The 12,370-nt window shown below is 37.5% G+C and carries 9 protein-coding genes and 1 other annotated feature; of the genes, 3 read left to right on the top strand and 6 right to left on the bottom strand.

Annotation, left to right across the window (positions count from 1 at the left end):
• Window positions 1-21: 21 nt before the first annotated feature.
• The gene (locus ABDZ84_RS00915; RefSeq protein ID WP_026682124.1) at window positions 22-834 is read right to left on the bottom strand and encodes a C40 family peptidase; all 813 of its coding nucleotides are present in this window, start codon (window positions 832-834) and stop codon (window positions 22-24) included.
• 744 nt (window positions 835-1,578) lie between these two features.
• Window positions 1,579-1,802, top strand: a binding site (T-box leader).
• Window positions 1,803-2,333: 531 nt separating this feature from the next.
• Between ABDZ84_RS00915 and thrS the strand changes: the two genes are divergently transcribed.
• The 3 genes from thrS (at window position 2,334) to ABDZ84_RS00930 (ending at window position 7,110) form a co-directional block, all read left to right on the top strand.
• Window positions 2,334-4,250, top strand: a complete 1,917-nt coding sequence (gene thrS, locus ABDZ84_RS00920; RefSeq protein WP_121604363.1) for a threonine--tRNA ligase — start codon at window positions 2,334-2,336, stop codon at window positions 4,248-4,250.
• 254 nt (window positions 4,251-4,504) lie between these two features.
• A complete protein-coding gene (locus tag ABDZ84_RS00925) occupies window positions 4,505-5,836 on the top strand; it encodes an NAD(P)/FAD-dependent oxidoreductase (protein ID WP_121604364.1) in 1,332 nt (443 codons plus the stop codon).
• A gap of 260 nt (window positions 5,837-6,096) precedes the next feature.
• Entirely contained in the window at window positions 6,097-7,110 is a 1,014-nt protein-coding gene (locus ABDZ84_RS00930; protein ID WP_026682127.1) for a serine hydrolase domain-containing protein, read from the top strand.
• A gap of 169 nt (window positions 7,111-7,279) precedes the next feature.
• Here the strand turns inward: ABDZ84_RS00930 and ABDZ84_RS00935 are convergent, their stop codons facing one another.
• The 5 genes from ABDZ84_RS00935 to ABDZ84_RS00955 form a co-directional block, all read right to left on the bottom strand.
• The gene (locus tag ABDZ84_RS00935) at window positions 7,280-8,887 is read right to left on the bottom strand and encodes a polyamine aminopropyltransferase (RefSeq protein ID WP_051388371.1); all 1,608 of its coding nucleotides are present in this window, start codon (window positions 8,885-8,887) and stop codon (window positions 7,280-7,282) included.
• A gap of 688 nt (window positions 8,888-9,575) precedes the next feature.
• A complete protein-coding gene (locus tag ABDZ84_RS00940) occupies window positions 9,576-9,971 on the bottom strand; it encodes a DUF350 domain-containing protein (RefSeq protein WP_026682130.1) in 396 nt (131 codons plus the stop codon).
• Window positions 9,972-10,021: 50 nt separating this feature from the next.
• Window positions 10,022-10,627 carry a DUF4247 domain-containing protein gene (locus ABDZ84_RS00945; protein ID WP_051388372.1) on the bottom strand — a complete coding sequence of 202 codons (606 nt, stop codon included), beginning with the start codon at window positions 10,625-10,627 and terminating at the stop codon, window positions 10,022-10,024.
• 103 nt (window positions 10,628-10,730) lie between these two features.
• The gene (locus ABDZ84_RS00950) at window positions 10,731-11,399 is read right to left on the bottom strand and encodes a PspA/IM30 family protein (RefSeq protein WP_026682132.1); all 669 of its coding nucleotides are present in this window, start codon (window positions 11,397-11,399) and stop codon (window positions 10,731-10,733) included.
• A gap of 28 nt (window positions 11,400-11,427) precedes the next feature.
• Window positions 11,428-11,937 carry a DUF4178 domain-containing protein gene (locus tag ABDZ84_RS00955; RefSeq protein WP_026682133.1) on the bottom strand — a complete coding sequence of 170 codons (510 nt, stop codon included), beginning with the start codon at window positions 11,935-11,937 and terminating at the stop codon, window positions 11,428-11,430.
• Window positions 11,938-12,370: the final 433 nt, after the last annotated feature.

Consider the following 12,370-nt stretch of genomic DNA (forward strand, 5'->3'; position numbering starts at 1 on the left):
ATTGTGTTGGACTAGTCTACACTAGTTAATAAAAGATTTGGCACCAATATAATGATTTTGCCAGTAGTCGATGCTAATATCTGCTACACGCACACCGTCATTTCCTGCGTGAATCATTTGATTGTTACCAATGTAAACCCCACTGTGCGATGCTCCTTCAGTATCATAAGTTCCCTCAAAGAATACTACATCTCCAACGTTAGGAGCGCCTACATGGACACCGTCATTCTCCCACATCTCACTATGGGTTCGAGAAACATCGATACCGACTTGCTTAAATACATAATTAATAAAACCACTGCTGTCCATGCCTTTCGTAGTAGTTCCACCCCACACATAAGGCGTGCCTATGACACTTTCTGCAGTAGCAACAATATCAGATTGAATGTTTGTTGAATTAGAATTTCCAGCTTCTGTAATAGTTAAATCACCAGATGGATTGCTTGCAGGTAATGCTAAAGCTTCAGATGTATTCGGTCCTACTAGTCCGTCAACTTGTAGTTTTTTGTCTGCTTGAAAATCTCTTACTGCTTTTTCAGTAATAGGACCAAATATACCGTCAACTGTATATGTATAGTAGCCCTTGTCATGAAGCGTTGCTTGTAAATCCTCTACTGCTTGGCCTGTATCTCCAAGCTGAATAAGTGAGAATTCATCTACGGTGGTTTTCCGGACATTAGGAATATTGCTCTCATTAATGGTAATATCCCCTTCTGAAGAGCCTACACCTGCATTGGCAAATACACTTCCACTAAAAATAGGAGTAAAAGCTAAGGAAGTTACTAATGCTGCAGAAATTGCATATTTTCTTGTTGTATGATTGGACTGTGCCACTGTTTTTCCTCCTCTATATAGGTTTATCTCGTTCAATAGTAAAACTGGCGAAACAGGGTCTGATATATTTCGACAATTTAACTATCCTAAATGTAACAAACGAAAATATCAGTGAGTTAACATAGAATTTAAGGGGAAATAACAAATTATGATAATAAATTACATTTATGTCAGTAACATTACGCTAATTCTCCTCCATTTAGTCAATGCTACACCGATAATAAATAGAGTAATAGAGATACTACAAGCCGCGAGTGTCCATTGAAAAACGGCTCTGTTGTCCTTGTACAAAAATAGCAATAACAGTCCAAAGAAATACAAATGGATATATGATATCTTCCTTCCCGATGAAAATGGTAATGGCTACGATGCTGACTGCAATTAACGTAATTTCTGTTCATCCCAATTCTCCTAAACTAAAAAAGGAAGTGAAATCATTTCTGGTGAGGTAAGTAAATACATTAACTTATACTAGCTAAAGAAACCCATCCCGAATAGATAGAAAAGGGAGTGCGATCAAAGAGACTGCTGGCAGAATTAGTATTAACACGATAATAAATCGAAATAATAGATAAAAGTAATAGGAAAATGATAACAGTTTAGAGTAAAATTTTTTCCTGAGTAAATGCTAAAATCCAAGCCCCATTTAGAATAAAGTTTATGAAAAAGGGATTAAAAAACTATGTGATTACCACTTGTTTTTTCCTTGGATTTGGTGTAGCATATATAAAAATTAAACGTTATGAAAAGGCAATGAAGAGGACATGAGTTACTTTAGACGGTTTCCAGAGAAGGAAGAAATGCTGAAAACTTCCTAACCTATAATGTAAGTTACCACCTCTGAGGCTGTATTGGGGAAATAAAGTATCCAGTACCGTGAAGCTACGTTACAGCGCCATAAGCCAATGAACGCCTATTGTTTATTGGGAAGTTGGGTGGAACCACGAATTAACACATTCGTCCCTATGTTAGGGATGGATGTGTTTTTTGTAGTCTCTAGGAAAATATAAAAAATTGGCCCATGTGGATAAATAGGGGCGTGTTGGGAAGCGCCCAGAAACGATTGGACTTCACGAATCGCTTTACGATAAGTTATCATCGGTTCGCAAGCTCACCGTGATTCCTTTATCTCCGTTGACTCGCTCCAGTCCCTACGTTTCTAATCGGGCGCTTGCGCTTTCGCTCTAAGCAAGTTAATTGTATGCGATCGAATGGCGATGAAGAGGACATGAATTATTTTTTGCCGTACCAGAGAGGGAAGGAAAGCTGCGATCTTCCTAACGAAGGAAAATGATTTACCACCTTGGAAGCCGTATTGGGGAAATAAAGTATCCAGTACCGTAAAGCTACGTTACAGCACCATAAGCCAATGAACGTAAATGGTTCATTGGGAAAATGGGTGGAACCACGGGTAAGACACTCGTCCCTGTACTAGGGATGGGTGTTTTTTATTGTAGCCAAAATGAAAAGATAATGAATATTATTAAGGAGGATCTAAAATGAAAAATTCAATTCATATTCAATTTCCGGATGGAAAAGCAAAAAAATATCCGAAGGGGATTAGACTTACAGATGTAGCATCATCCATTAGTCAAAGCTTATCCAAACATGCAATTATAGGAAAGGTTGATGGTAGATTAGTCGATTTAAGCTACCGATTAGAAGCGGATGCATCTGTTGCTATATTAACAATGGATTCAGCTGAGGGTATTAAAGTTATGCGACATTCGACTGCCCATGTATTAGCCCAAGCGGTAAAAAGGTTGTTCGGAGGCGTGAAGCTAGGAATTGGTCCAGTCATTGACAATGGCTTTTATTATGATTTTCAACTTGACCATAGCTTGAGCTTGGATGATTTTCAGCTTATCGAAAAAGAAATGAAGAACATTATTCAGGAAGAGCTAGAAGTGAATCGAAAGGTAGTATCCTATGAAGAGGCTGTACAGGTATTTAAGGAGAAAAAAGAGCCATTTAAACTAGATTTACTAAACAATCTACCGAAGGATGAAGAAATAGCACTGTATCAGCAGGGAGAATTTATTGATTTATGCCGTGGTCCCCATGTGCCGCATACTGGCTTTATTAGAGCATTTAAGCTATCGCATATCTCAGGAGCCTATTGGCGAGGTGATAGTGAAAACGAGGTTTTACAACGTATCTATGGCTTTGCCTTTAAGAAGCAGGCAGATTTAGCCAATCATCTTCATTTCTTAGCAGAAGCCAAAAAGCGAGATCATCGGAAATTAGGAAAGCAATTAGAGCTTTTTATGTTTTCCGAAGAAGCACCAGGAATGCCGTTTTACTTACCAAATGGTCAAATCATTCGTAACGAATTAGAGAATTTTTCTCGAGAAGTACAAAATAAAGCAAACTATCTAGAAGTACGTACACCATTAATGATGAATCAACGTCTGTGGGAACAATCAGGACATTGGGATCATTACCATGAGAATATGTATTTTACAGAAGTTGATGATACGGATTTTGCACTGAAGCCAATGAACTGCCCTGGACATATGTTGATGTTTAAAAATAATCTTTACTCGTACCGAGACTTACCAGTTCGAATTGCGGAGTTTGGTCAGGTTCATCGCCATGAATTTAGTGGTGCTTTAAATGGAATGCTACGTGTACGTACATTTTGTCAGGATGATGCCCATATCTTTGTAAGGGAAGATCAAATAGAAGAAGAGATTAAGCAAGTGTTTCATCTGATTGATCATGTTTATCGTACATTTGGTTTTTCTTATTCGGTGGAACTCTCCACACGTCCAGCCAATTCTTTAGGGGATGACCAGCTATGGGCAGTTTCAGAAGGGGCATTATCAAATGTGCTTCATGATCTAAATATTGATTATCAGCTCAATGCTGGAGACGGGGCTTTCTATGGTCCGAAAATCGATTTTCATATTAAAGATGCCTTAAATCGAAGTCATCAGTGCGCAACAATTCAGCTCGACTTTCAAATGCCAGATAAATTTGATCTATCTTATATAAGTGAAAACAATGAAAAGGTTCGACCTGTAGTCATTCACCGAGCAATCTTCGGTTCTCTTGACCGATTCTTTGGTATTCTTATTGAACACTTTGCTGGTGCATTTCCAATTTGGTTAGCACCAATACAGACACAAATCATTCCTGTATCAAAGGTCCATGCTGATTATTGCTTTCATGTTCAAGCGAAACTTAAGGAGCTAGGGATAAGAGTAAAAATAGACGATCGAAATGAGAAGCTGGGATATAAAATTAGAGAGGCGCAGATGAAGAAGATTCCTTATATGCTAGTTCTTGGAGATAAGGAAATAGAAAATAAAACAGTAAATGTTCGTGCTTATGGTAAGCAGCAATCCGAAAGTATGGATGTAGATAAATTTATCGAAAAAATGATTCATCAAATAAAACAAAGAGCGCTATAGTAGATAGGATAAAATTTGACGTAATAAAAAGAATGACCTCAATCTGTTTTGGGGTCATTTCTAGATTTCTCGGGGAATGCTCTAAAATTTCTACTACTTCGTTAGTGGAAAATTCATGATATCACTCCTCTTATATATATGTAATTCGTTACATAAATAGTTAGAAAATAAAGCTTATTGATTATTTTAAAAAGAAGAGGGTTACCTTATACTGAAGATAATCAGAAGAATGGTAACGGAATGGGGAATGATACATGTTAAAAAGCGCAATTGTTATAGGTGGAAGTGTTGCTGGAAAACTAGCTGCAAAGGCCTTATCAAGATATTGTCAGAAAGTAATCATCTTAGAGGCAGGGCCAAATTGGGAGGAAAAAACACCAAGAAAGCGAGTACCGCAAACCTATCATCCGCATGTTTTACTAAAAGGTGGAGAAGAGGCCATCGAAGAATTGTTCCCGTGTTTTCTTGATAACTTAATTGCAGATGGGGGAATTATCAATAACTTTACTCGAGATTTAAAATGGCATCATTTTGGTTTTTGGAAACAGCGATTTACTGGGGAACTAGTGATGGTACAACAGAGTAGACCATTGTTGGAATGGCATTTATTGCAGCGGATTAATCAGGTGGAAAATATAGAGGTCAAATATGAAACACGTGTTGAACAACTATTGGCCAATGAACGCTATAGCAAAGTTACAGGGGTTAAAGTAAAGTATCTGCAAACACAAGAGGAAGAATCCATTACTGCTGACTTAGTAGTTGATGCTAGTGGGTTTGGCTCTAGGAATATGGAGTGGCTAAAGCCGTTTCGTATACATGTGAAAGAGGAGAAGATCGCGATTAAGCTTTTTTATGCTACCCAATATTTTCGTTTGCAGCAGGAGGAAGAAATGGATTGGTGTAATCTATTGATCTCACCTAGCTTTCCTGAAAATCCCTATGGAGCTTTTATTCAATCTGTAGAAGGTGGACGATTTTCTATAACCTTTAGTGGTTATGCTAATGAACAGCCTCCAAAAACGGAAAAAGCATTTCATGCGTATGCCAAAAAAATACCAGTACCTGATGTTGCGCAATTTCTCGAAAAAACGCAGCCGATTTCCGAGATCAACATACATAAGATACCCTATCAAGTATGGCGAAGATTTGATTTAGCCAATGTACCAGCTGGTCTCTTGGTTGTAGGTGATGCCCATTGTCGTTTTGACCCAGTTTTTGGACAAGGAATATCCGTTGCTGCCATGGAGGCATTAGCACTCCAATCATGTTTAGCTGATCAGGAAAATATGGATCATAAATTTAATAAGGCATTTCATAGACGAATAGCTAAGCTCATATCTACTCCGTGGGATATGGCAACCACGGAAGTGTTGAGACATCCTGATATTAAGGGGGAGAGGTCTATTATTTTACCATTTAAGCAGTGGTACACGAGAAAGATTTATGAGTTATCCGCTATAGATCCTGATATTTATCTTCGATTAGTAAAGGTCATGAATTTGCTACAGCCTCCAATGCATCTTTTTCATCCAACAGTAGGAAATGCCATTTTGAAAAACAAGATAGCGCATAAGAATAAATAAAAAAACTAGCAATGCTATGCAACCCTAAAAAGTTTATCCCGCATTTAACTGGCAGTAAGCCTTCAATTTATTTTCGATTTTTTCCAATAATTTTATTGCGGTTGATATAAATCGATGATATCCTTTTCAAAGGAGGAGATCGTTATGAGATATATGATCATGAGAACGCTATAATCCATTTGCTTTTTTTCGGAGGTACATAATTATTTCCGAAAATATCAGTTATCTCAAGAAAAAAAGCAACTATGGAGGCGTAGACTATGAAACAATTAATAACCAATAAACTGACGGAAGTGCAAGAGAAGATTAATTATTCAGGGACAGTGCTTGTGAAAAACGAAAGGCAAGTCTTAGCAAAAATACAAGCAGGCTACAGAAATCGGGCAGAGCAACTGCCAAATGAAATGGATACTAAATTTGGTATTGCTTCTGGGTGTAAATTGTTTACAGCGATTGCTATTTGTCAGTTAGTGCAAGCTGGAAAGCTATCTTTTCATGATCATCTAAAGGATTGCATCGGGATGGAGCTACCACTTTGGGACGATACCATTACGATACATCAGTTACTTACACATACTGCTGGGGTACCAGACTATTTTGATGAAGAAGTGATGGATGATTTTGAAGAATTATGGAAAGAGCAGCCCATGTATCATCTAAGACAATTACGTGATTTTCTTCCTCTTTTTCATAATCAACCGATGAAATTGAAGCCGGGGGAGCGGTTCCACTATAATAACACGGGCTATATATTGCTTGGTTTGGTAATTGAACATATAAGTGGACAGGAGTTTACTGCCTATATAAACGACCATATTTTTCAAAGAGCGAACATGCATGATTCGGGATATTTTTCATTCGACCAGTTGCCTGGACAGACAGCTTTAGGGTATATAGATGAAGCAAATGGAAGCTGGCGAACGAATCACTATTCTTTACCTGTTCGTGGCGGGGCAGATGGAGGAGCTTTTGTAACCGTAGAGGATATGGCAAAGCTTTGGAGTTCCCTGCTCAACCATCAATTATTGAATCGAGATCTTACGAAGCTGTTATTTACTCCTCATGTACATGAGGAAGGAAATACGTATTATGGGTACGGGGTCTGGCTTGACAAACAGGATGACTCTATCTTCAAGTACCATGTAATGGGCTATGATCCAGGAGTTAATTTTAACGCTTGTTACTATCCGAAAAATGATATTATATTTGTTGCATGCTCTAATACTTCGACAGGATCATTTCATGTGATGAAGGAATTAGAAAATAATTTATAAAAAATTGGCAGTTCCGTCTAGGGCTGCCAATTTTTTATAGTATACTTATTTTACTTCCCACTTGTTAAGCAGCGATAACATAACTGCCCCTTGTAGTGAGGGTATAAGGGTGTCTTTAGAAATGCATAATGACGTGGTTTCTGACATAGCTGTATTTAGTCATATACACTTAGTAACTTCTCCACGCTTTCTCATATTTTTCAATGAGACTAGGGCGAATAAGTGTGTTTATGTCAAGTGCTACTTCATTCCCTTTATCGTCCGTTATTTCCTGATCTATATCCTTCCCGAATGTTGTAAGACCTTGTAACACCTCATTCGTAAGGAATTTGGTATCTACAGAGATGTCAGCATTATCTAGCTGGACCTCTTCCCGTTTTGCCAACACAAACCCCCAATCTCCAAAGCTTGGGATATCGACATGGAGGTTATCTGTATACAGATTAGCAGCCTGAACAGTCTTATCTATTGACCAATATACCTCTGTTGCAAAGGTCGGACTTGTTGCTTGAATCATAATGGATCCACCAGACCTTAGATGATTCCTGAGCAGCTGATAAAACTCAAGCGTATATAGCTTGTTTAAAGACTCATTATTAGGATCTGGCAAATCTACAAGAATGACATCATATAAGGTTTGGTCCTTTTTTAAAAACTGAAAGGCATCCGTATTGATAATTTCAACCCGCTCATCTTGAAAAGCATCTTTATTCAAGCTAGTCAATTCATGATTTGTTTTCCCTATTTCTGTTACTCTTGGGTCTAGATCAACCAATGTCATCGATTTTACTTCATCGTATTTTTGTAATTCCCGCAGTGCCAGTCCATCTCCACCGCCAAGAACGAGTACCTTGTTCTTGGATGATGATGTAGCCATAGGCGTGTGTACTAATACTTCGTGGTAGCGATATTCATCTTCGGAACTGAATTGTAGCTGTCCATCAAGAAATAATCGTAAATCCCCTTGTTCTTTTGTTAAAATGACTTGCTGATAGTCAGTTTGTTCATTGTATATGATTGGATCTTTGTATAGTTTTTGTTCAAACATAAATGCAGTTTTTTCACCAAATAAAACTCCTAGCACCAGAACAAATAAAATTATTATTCCAGCTATCAAATGACGCTTAAAGGTAATTATTTCTTTTTTAAAATAGATTAATATCCAAAGTGCTATTACAACATTTATAATTGCTACAATAAATGCGGTTTTAACTAATCCGAATTGTGGGCGAAACAGATAGACAAATAATAATCCACCAATTAAACCACCAGCATAATCGGAGAAAAGTACTCTTGCTGTACTCTTTTGTACAGTTACACCAATTTCGTTTGCCTTGCGAATTAAAATAGGCAGCTCGACACCAGTTAACCCCCCAACTACTAAGGTAATGAAATAAAGGAAAAATGCATCCATTCCAGAGCTTAAAAATGCAGTAACACCGAATAATACAAAGGTGGAGAACCCTGCAAGCATTCCAATGGAATATTCAATCCAAACAAAGGATAGGATTAAATTTTTTGTTACTTTTTCACTTACGGAAGCACCAATTCCCATACCGGTTAGGAAAAGGGAGATCGTAAGCGTATATTGTTTCACGCCATCCCCTAGCAGATAAGATCCAGCTGCACCAAATAATACTTCAAAGATAATCCCGCAAATGGATACAATACCAGAAGCCCAGTAGATGGCCTTGCTTTTTTTCATATTTAAATCAGTCACAAGTAGGTCCCCTTGTATAAAAGATCTTTTTGTTGTTGTGTAAAGTTTACCCTGCATACAACTGGCAGTAATACCCCGACTTCACGCAACAGTGAAACTATTATAGGAAAGAGGGGGTAACAACTGCCAGTAAATGTCCGATTGGTTCAAGGGCCTTTAGGTCATACCCTTGTGGTACTAGCCATCCTTGGGGGTTAAACAAAACCCCCAAGGAATGAGGCTTCACTATCTTGCTAGTTTAACTTCAAATATGAGACAAAGTCCAAACAATAGACCCACAAGTCTATTATGCTATCATGCGTATTTACGTGTTCCTTTTATTCTCCCAAACTCGGTTCTGTTTAGAACGTGAATAGCACATATTCATGTTTATAAATGGAGATGAGAGATAACTAAACCGAGCGTATATCTTAATAATGGGATGATTTCCACGGGTACGGCCTAAGCAAACTCGGCTAAGCAAAATTCGCTTAGCCGAGTGGAGCTTTAAACTCATGCTGTTACCGCAGGATATGGAAGGCTCCAGCAGCGATACATCGCACGCAGATAAAGCGTTCTTCTATTTTCAAGGAGTCACCCATATTTTACCTGCATAATGAACGGACTATTGTTTCCATTCTTTTGGTAGCGATCATCACCATTTGAACGATAAAACGCTGAACTACTATCTGGATATAACGTCGTATACTCGGATTATAGCTTCGGTTTCCTTTATTTTCACACATGATTATTCATGTATAAAACGTTATGTTATGGAAGCACCGATCACGAATCCTAGTCCGATAGAGACACACATGCTAATGATGCCAACAGAAATGTTTCCTTTTAATAGCTGCTCTTCCACAGAGAATTTACGTGTGAATAATTCAAATAATAAGTATGCAAGCATCTGCAGTACAATCCCAACCGCACCCCAGATAATCGTATCTACGATACTAGCACTATGATAAATGGAGAATGCTAAAATAATACAAATACCAACAATTTTTCCTCCGATAGATAATGAGACTGCATGATTACCTTTAAGTACTTCATCCCAATCCTTATATTTCCTTGTCATTGCTTCAAAAATAGCTAATCCGATTAAAACAATCGCGATAGCAATGAGGAAGTATACAACTGTTAAAATAAATGGCTCCATGTTATTCATCCTTTCTCTTGTTACTAATCAACTTTCTTACGTTTTTCAAACTACTTTCCAGCCCCTGGACCGCCTCCGCGAACAGAAGATGATCTAACCGATTTAGAGGAGTCACCTGAATTCTTGTAGAAACCTCCTGAGGAAATGTAGCCTCCGTAACAGTCATTTGTATTCTTACATTTATTTTTCCTTTTCTTAGCCCAATCGTCAACATCTAGTACTTCGTCCAACACCCAAAGTGCAAATAACCCGTTAAAAAAGTTTGGATTATAATTATCACGTACGAATTGTTGAGAGGCTATTTCAACGGTAGAGTTATCTGGATCATTCTCATCCTCTGTAATAATAATAAATAAATCATCATAGACGAGTGCTTGCTTTTGATCGGTCTTCTCACTTACCTTGTTGGGCTCTTGATACTCCTGTAACTCAGTAACTACCTCATCAATGCTTTTATTCTCTGCTATGTAAATCTCAGAAACATCAGAGGAACTTTCTTGACTAGTAACAACATCCTGAAATGTATAATTTGTATCGATAAATTCAGCAATCCCATCTTTAAAAAATGATCCGGTCGTTGTTCCAGCTTGACTATTACCACATGCAGATAGCAGGAGCATAACAGATACCAAGATAAAGAAAAGTGATCGTTTCATAAGTTTCACCTTCTTTTTTGGAAATCTATCTATTAGAGACACTCAGGAGGATATTCCTTCTGAGTGTCTAGAATATACTTGTTAAACGCTGTACGTGTTTGTATTATTCTTTACCTAATTTTTTTTTGAGAGCAGCAAGCTCATCATCGACATCGCTTTTCTCTAACGCTTCAAATTCATCATCTAAGCTACGGTTTGAACTGCGTAAATCTTCACTGGTTTCAGCCTCTGCTTCAAATTTTAATACTTTCTCTTCCATACGTTCGAAGCCTTGTTTTGATTCATCGCTACCAATCCCAGATAGGGTACGATTCATTTTAGTTCTAGTTTTTGCCGATTCAGCTCTTGCTTTTAATGAATCTTTTTTGAGCTTCATTTCTTGGTACTCTGCTTTCATTTCATCAAGCTTATTGCGTAATGAAGCGGAGTCTTGTTTAGCGCGTTCATACGATTCTTTTAATGACTCAGCAGTTTGTTGATGCATCTTTTTGTCTTCTAGTGCGCGTTTAGCTAGATCGTCGTTACCTGCTTCGATTGCCTTAATCGCCTGTTCGTCTCGTTTTGTTACCATTTTTTGAGCATCTTCGTATTTCTTCTGCATCATTTTTTCATTGGCGATTTGTTTGGCAACAGCAGATTCTGCTTCACGAATATCCTCTTCCATGTCACGCATGAATTGATCAAGCATTTTCACTGGATCTTCTGCCTTATCTAAAACAGAATTTAATTCGGACTCAACAACGGTTTTCATTCGCTTAAAAAATTTAAACATGTTCATTCCTCCAAAATAGTATTTTATGTTACTTGCTAGCTATAATTTTCAACTCAAACTCTTCAATTTCGTAGCCTGTGCTAACTTCAATTTCATTGCCCCATTTTTCGATGGATAAGAATTTCTCTTCATCATCGTCGTAGTAATCAAAATAGTGACAAGTCATCCCTGATAGATTTTGACTACGGCCAACCCCTATTACTCTAGCGGTCCCTGATTCATCTAAGTAGTACGTTGTACCATCATATTCTAATTGTTTGGGGATCGGTTCTTGAAGCGGTAATTTTATCTTTTCATACATTCCGAGGTTGAGCTCATCATCCATTTCAACACTCAACCATATAGTTTTATGTGTACCCTCGAGCTGATATGCATGCCATTTAAAACCGTGATCATCGTAACTGATTTTTCCGACTACTTTATAGTCTTCTAGGTCAAAGGTTACAATGTCATTCATCTCAAGATTAAACATATTTCTCTCTTGTATTGGCTTATTGGTATCATTCTTTTTGCCAAATAAACGTCCCAATATACTCATCTATTCACCTCAACTTATCTTAGCATACTTTCATTATACTAGTACGAATGACAAATGTATAAGTTTCAGATTTTATCAAAATGTTGAGGACTTTTGTATGGGACAGCATTTCGTTAAGTGGATACGACAGAACTAATTTTGGCTTAGCTGGCCCTTCTAATATTTTGTGATTTGTGAGCCTTTAAATCTTCTTCTCCAAAAAATCGACAATTACTTTGCCAATCTTTGATCGGTTTAGAATCAACTTTATATATTCGGCCACATCATTAAGCGTAATTTGGCTATTGTTATAAAAATTTAAAATCTCCATTTATATTTCTTTCCAAACGCTATATTTTCTCATAAAAAATCTCCCCAGTAGGCAAGAGGCCACTGAAAAAGTCCAAAGAGATATGATTTCCATGTTATTATGGGATTCATATCTTTTTTTAGT

Origin of the sequence: Virgibacillus salarius (assembly GCF_039521925.1) — a bacterium.
GTDB classification, from domain to species: Bacteria; Bacillota; Bacilli; order Bacillales; family Amphibacillaceae; genus Virgibacillus; species Virgibacillus salarius.